Below are 17,406 nucleotides of genomic sequence, written 5' to 3'. Positions count from 1 at the left end.
TCGCCGCACGGAAGTCGATGTCAGTCATGGGTTCGGGCCTTCCAGCGCAGGTTGGACACCGCGAGATCGGTGGAGATGGTGATCGGCTGCCGTGTCGCCGAGATCAGCGTGGCGGGCAGGAACTGGGCGTACGCCGTGTCGTCGAGGTGGTGCGGTTCGACGCCGCGGATCCTCGCCAGGGCGAAGGTCTCGTTGACGGCGGCGAGCAGGTCGGAGCGCAGCCAGGTGCCGTTCTCGCGCCGCACGGGCGGCACCACCAGCAGCATGGCCTGCGGGGGCTCGGAGTCCGGGCCGTCGTAGTGCACGGCGATCCCGGTCGTCTCCTCGGCCGCCGGGACCACCTCCGTCCACTCGTCGAGCAGCAGCCCGCACCAGCTGCCGCCGCCCAGCAGGGGCTGCGAGGCGTAGTGGGCGGTGAACAGCAGCCGGTCCTCCACGATCCGCGTACCGGCCCCGAACTCCATGGCCAGCCAGGAGTCGCCTTCGCGGTGGGGCAGTTGAACCGGCGTCAGCTGCGGTTCCTGCCAGCCGTCGAGGTTGCCCAGCAGACCGCCGGGACCGCGCAGCGCGTCGCCGAGGTGGACGGCCTTCTCCCACAGCCGCGGCTTCTCCCGGACCCGCGCGACGCCGTGCACCCAGTCGTCGACGGGATAGTCGTGCTCCGCGGTGAGGTGCGCGGTCAGCCGGGTGCTGTCGCCGCGCGCCCTGCGCCAGTCGTCGGCGAGGTCCGCGGTCGGCCTGAACTCGGGTACGACGAGGACGTCCTCGCCGATCATCGCCTTGACCGCGTCGACTGCGGCCTTCACCCTGTCCGGTCCGGTGACGGCGTCGTCGTACGCCTTCAGGTCCCGGTCGGCGCCGTCGAGCCGCTCGCGGATCTCCGTGCGCAGGCCCTTGGCGCGCTGCAGCAGGTCGCGCGCGAAGGTGACGACCCGGTCCGCCATCGGACCCGGGTCCAGGCCGATGGGGTCGAACGCGGTCAGCGGCAGCAGAGCGGCGACTTCGGCGAACAGGCCGTTCAGCGTGGTTTCCGTGGTCGTGGCCACGTCCTTGAGGCCGTCCAGCCGGTGGGCGAACTCGCCGCGCCGGAGCGCCACGGTGGTCCGCAACCGGGCCGGGCTCGACGGGCGAGGGCTGGTGGGTGTGGTGGTGAGGAGGCGTTCGGCCTGTTCCAGCAGGGCGAAGCGCTGGTCGTCCGGGGCTGAGCCGGGCAGGTCGTCGTAGGCCCTGATCAGGGCGTCCGCCTTTGTGCGGGAGTGGTCCATCCGGTCGGCGGCGACGGCGACGGCCGCCAGCAGGTCCGCGTACACCCCGCGCCGCCACTCGACGACCTCGCCCCAGCCGCTGCGGACCATGCCGAACCCGCTCGCCGTGGCCACGAGTCCGCAGTAGCGGGCGAGGAAGTCGTCGATGCCGGAGACGAGTTCACCGCGCGCGGGGACGGCCGGTGGCGCCGGAAGGAACGGGGTGAGGTCGGCGAGGTAGGCGTCGACGCCCCTGCGGAGGGCGTCGAGGGCGGTGCGTACGGCGGCGGGGCGCTCCCTGGGGACCGTGACGGCCTCGTCGTCGGCTGCGGCGGCGGGACTCGGACCGGCCGCCGCCCGCAGGTCGGTCGGGCGCAGGGGACGCGCGGTGGTCAGCAGCGAGCGCAGGGTGTCGACCAGGGAGGACACCTCGAACAGGGTCAGCTTGCCGCGGACGCGCTCGGTGTACCTGATGGTCAGCACGGCGTCGGGGCGCGGCCGGTCGCGGCTGACCACGGCGCCGATGATCCGGTCGTCCAGGTCGGTCCGACCGGTCTCGCCCGCCGGGCGCAACGCCCACAGCAGGTCGATCGGTTGCAGGCCGAGGTCGAACTGGGTGACCACCCGGCTGCGTTGCTGTCCGCCGACGGGGTCGGTCCAGGTGACCTGGACCGCGACGTCGAGCTGGCCGGGCAGCAGGGCGGGCAGCCAGGCGTTCAGCGCCGGTTCGGCCTGCGCGCGCGGGCCGTTGCCCGCGAAGTGCGTGGTGCCGTGGTCGGGGCGGAGCCCGGGTGTCAGCAGCAGACCGAGCCGGTGGGTGAGGGTGACCCCGCTGCGCGGTGTGCGCACGACCGCCGGATCGGGCGGGAAGCCCTCCTTGGCGTAGGCGTCGAGCGTGGCCGAGGCGCGCTCGGGGTTGCCGAGCAGGGCCTGGTGGGCGCCCTCGGCGACGGCGAGGTCGGCGAGCGCGTCGTGCAGGTCGAGCAGACGCCGCACCTCCGTGTTCATGGCGGCCTGCTCGGTGGTGCTGGCCTCGGGCATGTGCTCGGCGCCGAACGGGTAGGTGGGCGCCGCGGGTTGGCGGGTGGCCCGGCGGACCAGTTCGAGGCCGTCGACGACGTTGCGGGCCTCGACCAGGTCGATGTCCACGGGGGTGCCTGCGTCCGTCACGGGTGCGTCGGAGAGCTTGCCCGCGCGCAGCGGGAAGGCGCCGCGCAGCGCGGGCAGGAACTTGTCGAGTTCGACACCCGGATGCCCCTCGTGCAGTCCGCGCTCGAACCGGTAGCCGAGCAGAGCCCCCAGTGACTGCCCCTGCCGCAGCCCGTCCAGCAGGGCGAGTGCCCGGCGGACCCGCTCCGAGCTGAGGTGCACCGCGAACGCGTCCTTGTTCTGCGGCGATCCATTGGCGAGGTACCCGGCGCGGAGCACGGCCGCGGTACGGGCCTGAGCGGGCGAAGGGGCGTGGATCCACCCGCCGTTGCGGCTGTCCTGCGCGATGGAGTCGGTCCTGAACACCTCGGCGGGCTTTCCGGTGAGTGACACCCGGCTGATCGTGGTCGGCTTGCGCGGCCGGACCTGCTCCAGCAGGCCGTAGGCACCGATGTGCAGCCCCCGCTTCGGGGTGCCGGTGCCGTAACGCAGTTTGGACAGCTCCTCGTTGGCCTGCCCGAGACGCCAGGCGTCGAGACGGTACGTCGCACAGTCGAGGTGTTCCGCGAGGACCCGCTCCAGCCGTGCGGTCGGCAGGTCCGCGAGCAGTTCGACGGCGTCGGTCTGCTCCTTGAGCCGGGCCGTCTCCTGACGGGTGGCGAGCACCTCGGGGATGTACCGGTGCACCAGGTCGTCGGGGTTCCCGGTGATCGCCGGATCGGGCGCGTACAGCAGGCGCCAGCGGCTCTCGCTCGGCGGCTCGGCCGGCTCCGGCGGACGGCGCAGGCGTACATGCACGAACGGCGGGTCGACGGGCGGCGCGGGCGCCCGTCCGGCGGTCACGGCGAGCCGGCGGGCCGCGTCCTCCCAGCCGAGCATCAGCCCGTGCCGCAGCAGCAGGTACAGCACGGCAGCGGGCGGCCGCCCGTCGGTGAAGCCGTCCTCCAGGCGCAGCGCGTCGAGGTCCGTGCGCCCCGTCTCGGCCAGCCAGTGCAGGTAGTTCCGGCCGTCCGGGCCCGGGGTGCAGGCGCGCACCGGAGCCGTCTCGGACAGCGGCCGGTCGTCGACGAGCGGGCCGGCCAGCGGGTACTGGGTGCCCGCGAACAGCCGCCGGACCAGTTCGGGCCCGTCCAGCAGCGGGTCTTCGACCTGGTGGCCGAAGCGGGCCAGGAGGTCGGCGATCGGCTGCGGATGACGCAGTTCGTTCCTGAGCAGGTCCAGCGCGTGGGGTCCGGCGGCGGCCAGGTTCTCCCGGTTGTAGTAGTCCTCGACGCCGAGCGCGTACCGCTGGTGGTACTCGGCGGAGGTCGGGTGCAGCGCCAGGACGTCCAGGAGCCGCTGGTGCGGGTCGTAGCCGGGCGGCGGGTCCTCGTCGTCGCCGAGGACGCGTGCCACCTTGCCGGTGGCCGTCTCCCAGGCGTCCTGCGCCACGTCGAGGATCCGGCCGAGGGCTCGCCGGTGTGCCGAGTCCGGCCACCGGAGCTGGGAGAAGGCGGTGGTCGGCAGGATTCCGTAGGGCTGTCGGCCCACCTTGACGGCGGGGACGGGGCCGCGCCCGGAGACGTACCGCAGGAAGAACTCGCGGGTCTCGGCCACCGCCTCCGCCGAGAGGACCGGGTGCAGCGCGCCCTCCAGGAACGCTCCCCAGGTCGCGGGCCACAGCGCGGTGTTCGCGGCGCGGGCGTCGCGCTGGTCGGTGCCGTCGGCGTTCGGCACCCCGATGAGCACGGCCGGGTCGAGGCCGAGGAGTTCGGCGAACCACTGCCCGTCGGTGCGGCCGCGCCAGTCGCCGGGTGCGGCGGCGAAGCCCTGCCGGAGGCTGCGCAGTCCGGCCTCGGCCGCCGTCCTCTCGTCCTGGCCGGCCGGCGCCTGCCCGGTGTTGTTGGTCGGCGTACCCTGCGGCAGCAACGCGAACCCGGTCGAGCTGCGCACCTGACGAGTGATCAGGTCTGCCAGGTCCTGGGCACTCCGCTCGGCCGTCGGCCCCTCGCGCAGGCCGAGTACGACCAGCCGGTCGAGGCCGTTTTGGGTCCGTTCGTCGAGCGGGATCCTCAGTCCCATGCCGATCCGGACGGCCTCGCGGAAGTCGACCAGCCACAGCAGCTCGTCGGGCACGTTCAGCACGCCGGTGCTCTCGTCGAGTCTCAGCTGGTTCTGCTCGCCCGGATCGGGGCTGACGGCCAGCTCCTGCCGGGCGAGCGGGGCACCGTCGGCGGTGAGCACCAGGTCGTCGCCGACGTACCCGAACACCGTGAACCGGTCCGGCAGCAGGGCTGCCCTGGCGGGCCTGGTCCAGGAGTCGGCGGCCGTCTGCGGCCGGGGCAGGACCAGGAAGGCCACCACGACACCCTCGTACGGCGTCACCGGCGCCGCGTCGATCCCGGACGGCGGCCGGCTGCGGATGGCGTCGGCGCGGCCGGCGCCCACGGCGGCGAGCAGCGCGACCTCGGCGGCGCGCAGCCGGGACCGGTCACCGTGGGCACGCCACACCGACGTCCAGTACGTGACGGTGGGCTGCCGGTCGGCGGCGGGCAACGCGGCCTCGCTGACGATCACCAGGACCGCCGTCTCGGCCTGCACCTGGGCGGGCCGGTCGCCCGGGTTGGCGGGCCGGCAGGTGTCGGTGAGCCAGGCGGCCCGGCCGACCGGGACGCGCCCGGTCAGCTCCTGCCAGGCGGCATGTTCGGCGTTCTGCCGCCCCGCGGCCCGCCACAGCGCCGTCCAGTACGCCGACAGCGCCCCGAACTCGGCGTCGCTCGGCACCGTCTCCTCGGTGGAGACGCACCACTCGTCGGGAAACACCCGCACCAGCAGCTCGGTCTCGGTGAACCGGGTCTCCACCCGGACCGGTCCGAGCAGCACGGGAAAGTCGTCACTCAGCGGCATCGAGCAGCATCTCCTGCGCGTGAACGGCGATCAGTACGGGAGCCTGGAAGAGCATGTAGGCGATGTCCGCCGAGCCGAGCGTCTCGTCCCAGCGTGGCAGGAACACGTCCTCGCGGCGCTGCTCCTCCTTCTCCTGGTCGTCCTCGGACCCGTCGAACGGCGCCAGCGGCTGCCGCACGGCCGGGTCGAGGGTGATGAACCGGGATCCGCCCGGGTCGATGTCGTTCCAGGACAGGTCGTTCCACACTTCGACGGCATCGGTGCCCTGGCCCTCCTCGTCGGCCCCGAACCGTGGATCGCCGGGCCGCTCCTTGATCACGAAGAACCATCCCGGGTCGTCCGGGACGCGCCCGCGTGCCGCCTCGGCCGTCAGATCGAAGCCGAGCAGGGTGATGTCCGGCTCGACCTTCGCCTCGTAGATCGGCAGCCTCACCTTGTCCGGCGGCGGGTGCTCGGAGTCCGGGAACGTGGCGAGCACCCGTTCCCGCTCCGGCCGCGGTGTGCCGTCCTCGTCCCTGTCCCAGTCGGCGGCGTGGGCGTAGATCGCCGCGGTGGGGTACTTCTTCAGCAGGTCGCCGCGGATCACGAGGACGAGTTCCTGCTCCTGCACGCCCTGGTCGCGGTTGTCGTGCGTGCCGAGCCGAGAGCCGGGGTCCCAGCCGGCGACCGGCGTGATGTCGTAGAGGCGTTCCCGGCGCTGCTCGGCGCTCTCGCCGGGCAGCGCCAGCGCGGGGCGCGGGTCCCAGAACTGCCGGAAGGGCGAGCCCCGCTGGTCGGTGGGGTACTCGCGCCACAGCAGCTCGCGCGCCATCTCGTGGTTGAGCCCGACCATGAACGACTCGATGAACTCCTGGTCGGTCTCCAGCAGGGTGACCGAGTTCGGCGGGACCATCCGGAGGTTCGGTACGAAGGTGTCCACCGACATGTCGATCAGGGACTGGAACATCGGCAGGTCGATCACCGGATACGCCATCACCTCCAGGAACCGGTCGGTGAAACTCCGCAGCCGCTCCGGAACGCGGGCCGAGTGGAACAGGTCCCTGGGCACGGTGAGGTCGGAGCGGAGTCCGGTGAGCAGGCGGGAGACGGTCAGGTCCACGCCGAGCGGGTCGCGCTCCCTGGCCCTGGCGCCCGCCTCCGCGTCCGCGCGTGCCCGGTAGAGGTCCCGCAGACCGTCCTTGAACCGTGCGCCCTCGAGGCTGTCGTGGTCGCCGCCGGCCGGGGGCACGACTCCCTCGCGGGGAAGGGTGACGACGAACTGGGCGCTGGTCCTCAGCCGCTTGATCTCGTCGGGGTCGTCGGCGGCCGCCCGGGTCGGCGCCTGGGGGCGCAGCAGGTCCTCCAGTCGCTGCGCGGTGACCACGGCCGGCGGTGTGGTCTTCACGGGCGCCGGTGTGACCGCCCCGGTGTCCCGGTCCATCTTCTCCGGCAGTTCGTCCGGGGACGCCGTGCCGAAGGCCAGCGTCCGCATGAGCCGGGAGCCGGGCCGGGTGATCCGCCGCATCGCGGGCGACACCGGCGCGGAGCCGACGCGGCTGGTGGCGAGCTGGAAGCCGACGGCCAGGTTCTGGCCCGCGGCGGCGAGCAGCGCCGCGCTCGTCGGCTCCGGTGTGACACGGGCACCCGCCGGGGCGGTCAGCCGCAGCGCGCGGCCGGACGGGGCGGCGGCTGCGAAGGCGGTACCGCCGGCCGGCGTGGCGGGCGGATCGAGATGCTTCTTCTGCAGGGCGTGCCCCACCTCGCGGGCCAACTGGGCCTGCCGGATCCGCTTGTTGGCCTCCAGCACCTCCCCGATCTGCGCCCAGGCGGCCGCCATGAACTCCTCCTGGTGTGCCTGCACCACCTGGGTGCCGAAGTTCGCCGCGATGCGGAACCGGGGGTCCAGGTTCAGCCGGTGCACCCAGTTCCGGCTCCGTGGCTCCGGGACCGGCGTACCGTCCCGCTCCCTCAGCAACCGCGAGGTCGCCGCATGCCACCTGCCGTACAGGGGCGGCGTGACGACCGGGTCGACCTGACCCGCGAGCATCCGCACCTCCGGCGCGCCGGGCACCACCGGGTGGGCCGCACCGTCGGGCGCGGCGGCGGCCAGCCGGGCGTGCGCCTCGGCCGGGGCGGTGTCGAGGTAGGCGTCTGCCAGGTTGACCAGCCCGGCGAGGGCCTCCTGAAAGGGATGCGGGTGGTCCGGGGGAGGCGGTTGTGAGGGGTCAGTGGCCGGGAACCAGCCGTCCCAGTTGTCCCACACATCGCGCTCGCGTCCCGGCACCCGCAGGGCGCCGCCCAGCTTCAGGACGCCGCCGAGCGCTTCCGGCGTGTCGATCGGCGGCAGATTCGCGCCCGGCGGCTGCCGCACGTCGACATCGCGCCGGGCCACGCGCACATCGGGCCGCTCCGGCACGAGCTGCCGTACCAGGTACTCGAAGTCGCCTGCGTCACCCGTGGCGAAGAACCAGCGGTGGTAGTACGGCAGTTGCCCGGCGGCGGGCTGGTTCGGATAGCCGCGCCCCCAGGCCGGGAAGTCGGCCTTCGCGTCGGCCGGCAGGACGGGCGGGAGGCCGAGACCGCTGAGCCGGCCGGTCTCGAACGCCGGTACCAGGAAGGCGTGGTACGGCCGGTTCGGGAGCAGGTGCCGGGGGCACAGCAGCCGGCAGCAGGCGTCGTCCGGCCGGTCGCGCAGGACCGCGCGCAGAGCGTCCACGACGGCCGGCATGCGCGGCTCGTCCGAGACGACGGCGCCGTCGAGTTCGCCGTTGACGTGCACGTGCGCCCACGCGCCCAGCTGGTCCGGGTGGGGCAGGGTGCGCGCGGGGTCGGTGACGGTGACGAAGGGCAGCGGGCGGTCCGGCGCGGTCCCTTCCGTGAACTCGCCCGGCTCACCGGAATCGCCCGGACCCTCCAGCACGACCAGCGCCAGCCACGGCTTGAGCCGGCCGGTCGCCTCGGGGGCGGCCGGGCTGTAGCGCCAGAGGAAGTCCTCCGCGTAGAACTCGATGTGCGCGAGGTAGTTGGGCTCGACGTCGGTGACCCAGGGACGTGGCTCGGTGCGGGAGATCGCGCGCGGGTCGACGCCGACGACGTCACCGGGACCGTAGAGCTGGACGCGCCGCTCGACCGGCTTCTCCAGGGGGTCGGACCCCTGGAGCGGGTCCCCGGACACGATGAGCCTGACCGGGATGGTCGCCCTGGTCGAGGGGATGGTCGGCGCCTCGGTGACACGGGTGACGATGCCGGAGCGCAGCCACGGCAGGAAGGAGTAGGCGCCGCCGCTCACGAGCCGCCTCCGGTGAGCGTGAAGACCTCGGTGGTCATGGTCAGTTCGGCCTTCGTCGGGTCCGCCGCGGCGACACCGGAGGCGAGGACCCCGCCGGTGACCAGGACCGTGCCCGCGCCGAGCGCGGTCGCGGCGAACGCCCAGCGGCCCTCGGCCAGGCCCGCGGCCGTGCTCCAGCCGCCCGGCCCGTTGTCGTCGTACACCAGCGCGCTCTGGTAGCCGATGCCGTTGCCGCCGTCGGTGGTGCCGCCCACGACGAGGAACTTCGCCGGGCCGAGCGGGACCACCCGGTGCAGGGCCCGGCCGCCCGGCGTCGACGGACGCGCAGTCCACTTCCCGGACGCCAGGTCGAAACGCTCCACGGTCAGTTCGGCGTACGGGTCGTAGGTGCCGTCGCCCGCGGTGCCCGGTGTCGCCCCGCCGACGACCAGCGCGGCCGTGTCGGAGGCGAGGACCGCCCGATGGCCGCTCCTGGGCTCCGACAGGCTCGCGACGGGCGTCCAGGCACCCGCGGGGCCGGCACCCGGGTCGTACACCTCGCAGTAGGCGAGCGCGGCCTCGCCGGCCGGGGACACGGGCGCGGTGCCGCCGGCCACCAGGACCTTGCCGCCCTTGAAGACGAGGGCGCAGTGCCCGGTCCGGGCGTCGGTCATCGGCGCGGCGGGGGTCCAGGAGCCCTTGTCCGGATCGTCCGGGTCGCCCTTCGGATCGAAGATCTCCGCCGAGGCGAGCGCCCGCACCGAGTCCCCTGAGCGGCTGGTGCACCCGCCGGTGACCAGCACCTTGCCGCCCTCCAGGAGCACCGCGGCATGACCCCACCGGGCCTCACGCAGACTGGCGACCGTCTTCCAGGTCCCCTGCACCGGGTCGTACAGCTCCACCGCGGCCAGCCCGGCCGCGTGCGGACCGGATCCGCCCGTCCCGCCCGTGACCAGGACCTTGCCGCTGTCGAGCACGGTCACGGTGTGCAGGCGACGCGGGAGGGCGAGCGGGCTGCCCGCCTTCCACTCCCGCTTCGTCAGGTCGTAGACGCCGGTGCGGTTGGTGGCGGCCGAGGCGGCGTCGGAGCCGCCGACCAGCAGCACGCCCTTGCCGTTCTTCAGCAGGACGGCACCGTCGTCCTGCCCGTGCCAGCCGGTCGCCGCGGGCAGGGCGCCGGTCTTCGTCCAGCTGCCGACGGCCGCCGGAGTGGGACTGGTCATCGTGGATGCACCCTTCGTGGTGGGGCGTGGGGGGTCAGGGCGTGTGGAGCTCGGTGGTGGCGGTGACGGCGTCGCTCCCGTCCGGCGTGGCGGGACCCGAGCGGACCAGCCCGCCGGTGGTGAGCACCCGCCCGTCGGCCAGCTCGACGGCCACCGCCTCCGAACGGCCGGTGGCCAGGCCTCCGGTGGCCGTCCAGGTGCGCGCCGCCGGGTCGTAGAGCACCGCGCCCCGCAGCCCGGGCGAGGCCGGCTCGCGCCGGGGCGTACCGCCGAACACCAGGACCCCGCCGCCGCGCAGGGCCACGGCACGGTGGCGGCCGCGTCCGGCGACGGGCAGGCCGGGGCACGGGACCCAGGTGTCGGTGTCCGGGCGGTACTGCTCCACGGAGACCTGGCACGCCCTGGAGAACCGGGCACCGGGCGGGGTGCCGTCCGGGTCGCCACCGGTCACCAGGACGGTCCCGTCGGCGAGCAGCGTGGCCTGGTGGCCGGTGCGCGGCACGGCGAGGCTGCCGGCCGGCGTCCAGGTCCGGCTTCCGGGGTCGTACAACTCGCAGTACGCGAGGGCCGCCCGCCCCGCTCCGGTGTGCAGCGCACCCCCGACCACCAGCACTCGGCCCCGTTCGTCGGTCAGGCGTTCGGCCCGGTGCCCGGACCGGGCGTCGCCCATGGGAGCGGGCCGCCGCTCGCTCTCGGCCCAGGCCCCGGCACGGGGGTCGAACAGTTCCGCGGACGCCAGTGAGGCGTGGCCCTGCCCGCCGCGAGGCCCGGAGCCGCCGGCGATCAGCACCGTGCCGTCGCCGAGGAGGGTGGCGCTGTGACCGAAGCGGGCGCCCGGCAGCGGCGCGACCGTGCTCCAGACGCGGGTCACCGGGTCATGGACCTCGGCCGAGCCGAGTACCTCGCCGTCGGTGCCGAGCCCTCCGACGACCAGCACCCGGCCGTCGGCGAGCAGCGTGACCGTGTGCCCCTGACGGGCCGCCGCCATGTCCGGGGCGGCCTCCCAGACCCCTCCGACGGGATCGAACAGCGCGGCGGACGCGACCGGCGCACCCGTCTCGTCCCGCCCCCCGGCGACCAGCACGACCCCGCCCGCGAGCCGGACGGCCTCACCGCCCGCCGCGGCGAAGGGCGCCGGTGCGGCGGCCGTCCAGGTGTCCGGCGCCGCGAGTGGTGCGGAGACCTCCGACTCCCGGATGACGTGCAGCTTCCCGGCGAGTCCCGGATCCGCCGCGATCCAGTCGGAGAGCGCGTCCTCGGCCGTGGCCTGGGACCGGAACGTGGTCGCACTCAGTCCCGCGCGTGGCGGGAACGCCTGGACGTTGTTGCGCACGTACGCGATGACGAACCGCTGCGCCGCCACGCGCACGGTGTCCTCGGCCGCGAACGGCTGCCGACGGCCGGCCTCCGTGCGGGACAGGGGCGAGCGGCTGGTGCTGCTGCCGTCGAGGAGCCGGCGGAACACGGCCGCGTCCACGTTCTGGAACCGCCTGGTCCGGCTTCCGGAGGCGACGACGGCCCGGGGCGCCGCAGCCGCCGCCGAGTTCGGGACCGGCCGGGTGTGGGGCTTGCGGGAGTCGAAGACATGCGTCTCGTAACGGGCGCTGCGCCGTACCGCGCGGGGAGTGGCCAGCGCATCGGGGGCGGCGCTGAGTTCGAGGCCCGCGTCCTGGTCCTCGTAGGCGGGCCGGGAGAGTTTGGCCGCGTCGTCCATGTCCTGGAACTGGGCCATCGCGAACTTCTCGTCGGGCAGGGAGAGCCGGACGAGCCCTCCGGCGGGGTCCGGAACGATGGTGAACCGCTTGCCGTCGCTCGGCCGCTGCGCGCCCACCCGGTCGATCCGCACCCCGAGCGGAACGGCCCGCTGCCGTACGAAGAGAGTGCCGAGCGGGTGCAGCACCAGGTCCTCGGTGTCCGCCAACCGGCGCAGGGTGACCAGGGTTCGGGTGTTCCCGGTGGGCAGCCGGGTCTCCCACCCCTCGGTCTTGGCGATCTCACCGGCGAGCAGCGCGAGGACCTCCACGGGCGGGAGCGTCGTGTTGTGCTCCTCGCCCCAGCTGATGTCGAAGTCGGCGGAGATCTCGAAGAAGAGCAGGGAGATGGAGCCCCGCCCGTGCGCCCGCCATGGCGACGGGCCTTCGAGCTGGAACCTCAGGTCGATGCCGAAGATCCCCGCACCGAACGCCTTGAGCGTGACGCTGGCGGACACGCTGATGACGAACGCGAACGGCGAGAATCGGAACAGCGCGTCGAAACTGACGTGCCCCTCGATGCCGAAGTCCTCGAACCCGAAGCGCAGCAGGGCCTCGGCTCCGAACTGGACGGTGTTGCTGGTGATCGCGAAGTATCCGGAGACCCGGATCAGCCGGCCGGGCATGTTGATGATGTCGACGGACAGCCGGTCGGGCACCGGGAAGGGGAGCGTGGGCGGCTTGTACGAGGGGTGGAACCCACCGACGGACAGCACGAGATCCGGGCTGTCGCCCCAGGCGACGTACAGACCCATTCCCCCGTCGATGGTCATCCACAGGATGCGCGACTCGAACAGCCGGGCGTAGAACCACAGCCGTGACCTGTCGAACTCGACGGCCCCGATGAACTGCACCTGCAGTACGAGCAGGGGCAGTTGCTCGGTGGGCAGCACACACCTCAGCACGCCGAGGACGGCCAGGTTCCCGGGGATCTCGACGATCAGGCCCAGCGAGACGCTGACCAGCGTCGGGGTCCCCCAACCGATCTTCGCCATCGGCCCGATGAGGAACTTCCCGTCCTCCGGCGGGAAGAACTGCCGCAGATCGCTGATGATCCGCGGCGCATTGGCCACCACGTCCCGCGGGAACATGACCGATTCGACACGCCCGCTGTGCACGCCCTCGGTCAGCGCCCTGAGGTTCATGACGCGATTGAGCCCGATGATCCCGCCGACCGCGAGCAGCGTGAAGCCGTACCCCAGTTGGATCCCGGTGCCGAACTCCGCGGTGATGACGACGAGCAGCGAGAATCCGTCGGGCCGGTCCGGCATCCGGGTGGAGATCAGCCCGATTCCCCTGAGTTGGAGAAAGCCGGCGAACTCCAGCTCCACGGCGCCCGCGTACTCGCCGCGTTCGGCGTCGACGTACAGGTATCCACCGCCGGAGATCACCCCGGCGTCCACCGACAGCCCGACACCGTTCGGAGGCTTGAACCGGAACCCGAGGTCGAGCGGTCCGAATGCCCCACCGTCCGCCGGGAAACCGAGCGTCACCACGAGCCCGACCCGGTCGACGGCCGCCTTGACGGGGCCGAACTCCGCGGTGAACGCCCCCGAGATCTCCACCGGCACCGAGGGACCGTCGCCGATCCCGACGCTGAGGTAGAGCGTGGTGACCTCGACGGGACCGAGTTCGAGATGCACAGGGATCGACAGATCCAGCGAGCCGCTGCCTTCGAGCCGCAGCCCGGAGGACGCCGCCCACAGTGCGGTGACGTCGACGTCGGACTCGATCCTCCCTCCGCGGGTGACGGTACGCAGGAACCCGTCGGCTTCGGAGAGGTCGATGAGAAGGTGCCCGCCCTGGAGGCTCAGGCGTGCGGAGGGCTCGACGGTGACGTCGGCACTCGCGGTCGCCTCGGCGTGGAGTCCGAGGGCGACGGCGAAGTGCCCCAGTTCCAGGCGGGAGCCGCCGGCCCGCCCGAGGAGCAGCATGGGCTTGCCGTCCGCGTGCCGCGCCTCCAGGGTGAGCTCGGCGGAGAGCGCGAGGTCGCCCTCGGGGCGGAAGGCGATCGCCAGGGGCGGGGTGACGACGGCCCGCAGCCCGGCGTCGAAGGTGGCGGTCGCGTCGAGAGCCAGCTTCCAGAGCGGGCTGAGTTCGACCGTGGTGGAGAGTTTTGCGGCCGACGCACCGCCGGTCTGAACGGACAAGGACGGCGGTGCGGTCGACTTGTCGACGATCAGCCGCGTCAGGAGCACGTCGAACGTCGGTGGCAGGTCGGGCTGTTCGGGCGGTCCCTGGTACAGATAGGGCCGCCCCCGCGCGATGAGCTGTTCGGCGACGACGCGGAACAGCGCCAGGCCGTCGAACTCCGGCGTGCCGAAACTGAAGACGTCGCGGAGGAGTCCGGCGGGATCGGTGAGGAGGCCGAGCAGGCGGTCCAGGTGCAGGACGCGACGCCGTACGGGCAGCCGCGTCGGATCCCCCGGGTCGTAGATCGCCGGGATGTTCTCGACGATGCCGACGAGCGTCAGCGCGTCGACCGTCTCTCGGCTTCGGCCCTCCAGATGGGTGATCAGCGTGTGGTCGAGCAGCCGCTTGGGCAACTGCCGTACCTCGGCGGCCAGTCGGGCACGCTGCACGTCCGTCAGGTACTGGTCGGCTGCGACCGTGGTCTCGAGGGCCGGGCCGAGGGTGCCGATCGCCGAGAGCACCTGGCCGAGAGTCCCCAGCAGCGACGTGCCCGCCCGAACGATCTCCGGTGTGCTGTCCCCTTCGATCGCCCTGGTGAGTTCGTCGACGGCGGCTGCGAGACCGGCCGCCTGTACGGCCACCGTGCCGATGGCGCCCGCGGCGGAATCCAGTCCGCCGGGCAGCCACAGCCCCAGCTCCTTGAAGAAGCGCTGCCGCTGCTCCGCACCGAGCCGTTGCTCCAGGGGCTGCAGCGCCCGGGCGATCTCCCGGGCCAGCAGCTCCAGCGTCCCGGCCGCCATGTCAGCTCACCTCGCTCGTGGGTACGCCGAGTTCGGACAGCCGGGCTCCGGGCAGGGCGAGGACGAAGGCGTGGTGGGCGGTGATTCCCGCCTGCAGCGCGGGACTCCCGGCACGGTGCAACTCTTCGAGCAGCCGGGCCAGTCCGTCGGCTACGGACTTCCCGCCCAGGGTGCGGGGCACGGGAGCGTCCGGGTACAGCTCGCTGAACAGCAACAGCCGCACGAGCAGCGGCCCGTGCATCCGGTGCCAGGCCACGGTCACCCGCCGGTCGCCCGTGACCAGCCGCTGCACCTCCGGCTGGTGCGTGGCGACCAGCGAGGCCAGATGGCGCCCGGCAGGAGTGCTTTCGACACGGGACCGCACCTGTCGTACCCGGGTCGTGAACGGCACACGCGCGGCGGGGTAGGCGGCGACGGGCAGGACGAGGGGTTCGTCCGGCGTGTGCGGGGTGGCGGCGCGGCGCGCGGCGGAGGCCGCCCTGACGGCGTTCACCGCCTTCTCGGGATTGACCCGGCCCTTGCCCCAGCCGCTGTCCAGGCGGCCCGGCGGGACGGGAGGCACCGGGTCGTCGCAGGTGCTGATGAGGTGGGAGACGATGGTCCCCTGGTCCAGAATGCCGTTGACCTCGAACATCAGGGCCACGACTCCGGCGACGTACGGGGAGGCCATGCTGGTGCCGCTGTCGACGGCGTAGAGGCCGTCGGGTGGGGTTCCGCCGTTCTTGGCCGAGGTGATCTGTTCTCCAGGGGCGCACAGCTCCGGCTTCAACCGCGAGTCCGTGGTCGGTCCGCGGCTGGAGTACGGCGCGAGTCGGTCGTCCTCGGGGTTGAAGGACCCCACGGTGATCACCTGGCGCGCGGTGCCGGGAGAGGTGACCGTCCTGCTGCGGTCCTGGTTGGCGGTGTCGAACCGCCCCGCCGGATCTGTCTTGTCCTCCAGGAACCACACGTCGAACCATGTGTCGAACCCCGCCGTTTCACGCAGCTCGATCTCCCATGACCCCATGGTGATGTCCTGGCCGGCGGGCGGAGAGATCATCAGCCGGAGATGGCGCTTGCCGCTCGGTGGAACGGCGGAGTAGTACGTGTACGTCAGCGGATGCCCCCCGGTTCCGCCGAGGTCGACCTGGGTGTTCTTCGGGTTCGGACTGGGGGTCAGCTGGGGGTGGAGATGGGGTCCCACGGTGGCCGAGACGGCGCCCGGGGCGCTGGGCGGCCCGTACAGATCGACGGCGAGCTCCCCAGGGCCTTCGTACCAGAGGTCGAACCAGTCCGGCCGGTTGTCCGCGAACTCGACGAAGAAACGGAGCGGCTTGAGGACCGTCGTCCCGCGTGCCGGGACGAAACCCCGCGCGTGCTGCCCACCGCCGCGCTGATACGTCGGTACGGTGAACGTGGTGTTGGTGGGCGACGGCATGGGATAGGAGTCGCCCTCGTTCCCGGCGGCCACCACGATGGATCGCGCGTTGGTTCCCACCAGCAGGTCGTCCAGTGCGAGGTCGGTCGGGTCGGAGCCGTCGGCCGCGCTGCCGAGGGAGCCGAGGCTCACGTTCACGACGGCAGGCTTCTTGAACACCCCGGGGGCGAGCCAGGACTGGCCGAAGATGTGGGTGGCACCCGAGACGATGTCACCTTTCGTGAGGGCCCTGACGATGGCCAGGTCGGCGTCCGGTGCGACACCGATCGGCTGGTCACGCTTGCAGCAGGCCTGAGACGCCTTCCCCACGCCCGCGGCGATGCCCGCGACATGGGTGCCGTGGTCGGTGCCGTCGCGGGACACGAAGGGGACGCGCGGGCTGGCCTGGAGCGCTGTGTTGATCTCCGCCTCGGTGATCACGCGACCGCGACGGACGGCGATCTTCGGGGAGGTACCCCCGGTGAAGGAGGGCTGCAGGCCGATCTCCTCGACGATCTTGCCGTCGTAGTGGCCTGTGAAGTCGACGACGACCGGGGTCCCGGGAAGCGGACCACCGGTGACGTTCACATCACCCGGATCGATCGAGGCGAACGCCTCGAGCGCGGCCTGCACCTTGGCCGCCTGCAACGGGAAGGCCAGCGACGGCGTGATGCCCGGCGCCTGGGCCCCGGGCGCAAGCCAGGTGAGGACCACGGAGCCCGTCGGATTCCCGGTGCACTCGATGGTCTGACGCAGCGTGAAGTCGAGCAGTGAGACGATCCGGGTCCGGGGAGGGCTGCTGCCCGGCTTGATGAAGGCGGGGTGGTAGATGTCGATGCCGGAATCGATGACGCCGACGAGTGTGCCCTTCCCGGTCACCCCGTCGGGCAACGGCGGCTTGGCCTCGGCGTGGGTGTCTGCGATGTCCGCGGCCGGTGTGCCGGAGGCGGTGAGCGCCTCCGCGTCCGGCTGGGCCGGCGCTGCCCGGTCCCGTCGAAGCGGACGTACCGGCCGGTCACCGTGGATTGCGACGACGTCGGTCACCGCGGCCACGTTTTCGAGGTCGGCCACCGCGATTCTGCCGACCGCGACCCGCGCCGTGCGGAACTCGGTCCACAGGCCGGCGCTCTCCGCGGCCGCCAAGTCCCCCTCGATGTGCGTCAGAACCCGGATCTGCTCCTGACCCGCGGCCTGCACGGCCTCGGCCGCGATCCGGGCGGCTTCCACAGCTGCGTCCCTGAGGGCAACGGGTTGCTCGGCGGCCTGCGCCGCGGCTCGTCCGGCGGTCTCTTCGGCTCGGCGGGCGATTTCCTGAAGGGTCCGGAGACGAGAGAGAAGTGCTCCGTCGAGTTTGCTGATCACCACACGGCACCCCCGCGCTGAGCAACACAAATGTGCGCTCACGTATCCCCCATGGTCGACGACCAGCGTAAAGGCCCGCGAAGTTATGCGTCAATTGGCTTTTTGCGGCTTTGATTTGCATGCATCGACGCCTTGGAAAATGGCCGGAAAGGAGTGATTGGCTGAAAGTGGTTAATCATTTCGAGGTTATAGCAACGGCAAAGTATTTGCAGGAA

At 72.6% G+C, this 17,406-nt stretch carries 5 protein-coding genes; all 5 read right to left on the bottom strand.

The genetic code is table 11. The features are described from left to right. Window positions 1–20: 20 nt before the first annotated feature. Genes AC07DS_RS15865 through AC07DS_RS15845 form a run of 5 tightly spaced genes read right to left on the bottom strand, consistent with a single transcriptional unit; the run spans window position 21 to window position 17,056 of the window. Window positions 21–5,279 (bottom strand): hypothetical protein, encoded by a 5,259-nt coding sequence (locus AC07DS_RS15865; protein WP_479145671.1) that lies wholly within the window; start codon window positions 5,277–5,279, stop codon window positions 21–23. Beyond that, complete coding sequence (locus tag AC07DS_RS15860) at window positions 5,266–8,547, bottom strand: hypothetical protein (protein WP_479145669.1); 3,282 nt, start codon at window positions 8,545–8,547, stop codon at window positions 5,266–5,268. The genes AC07DS_RS15865 and AC07DS_RS15860 overlap by 14 nt, the downstream gene beginning before the upstream one ends. After that, complete coding sequence (locus AC07DS_RS15855) at window positions 8,544–9,749, bottom strand: Kelch repeat-containing protein (RefSeq protein WP_479145668.1); 1,206 nt, start codon at window positions 9,747–9,749, stop codon at window positions 8,544–8,546. Before AC07DS_RS15855 ends, AC07DS_RS15860 begins: the two co-directional genes overlap by 4 nt. Window positions 9,750–9,783: 34 nt before the next feature. Continuing rightward, window positions 9,784–14,433 carry a DUF6603 domain-containing protein gene (locus AC07DS_RS15850; RefSeq protein ID WP_479145666.1) on the bottom strand — a complete coding sequence of 1,550 codons (4,650 nt, stop codon included), beginning with the start codon at window positions 14,431–14,433 and terminating at the stop codon, window positions 9,784–9,786. A gap of 1 nt (window position 14,434) precedes the next feature. Next, a complete protein-coding gene (locus AC07DS_RS15845) occupies window positions 14,435–17,056 on the bottom strand; it encodes a S8 family serine peptidase (RefSeq protein WP_479145665.1) in 2,622 nt (873 codons plus the stop codon). Window positions 17,057–17,406 lie beyond the last annotated feature (350 nt).

The sequence above is a fragment of the Streptomyces sp. NPDC044064 genome, from assembly GCF_056434245.1.
The sequence above is the reverse complement of the archived record's forward strand: the minus strand, read 5'-3'. Positions and strand labels throughout refer to the sequence as shown.

Coding starts and splice junctions, on each gene's coding strand:
- AC07DS_RS15855 (WP_479145668.1), bottom strand. CDS start 9,749: ATGACCAGTCCCACTCCGGCGGCCGTCGGCAGCTGGACGAAGACCGGC.
- AC07DS_RS15850 (WP_479145666.1), bottom strand. CDS start 14,433: ATGGCGGCCGGGACGCTGGAGCTGCTGGCCCGGGAGATCGCCCGGGCG.
- AC07DS_RS15865 (WP_479145671.1), bottom strand. CDS start 5,279: ATGCCGCTGAGTGACGACTTTCCCGTGCTGCTCGGACCGGTCCGGGTG.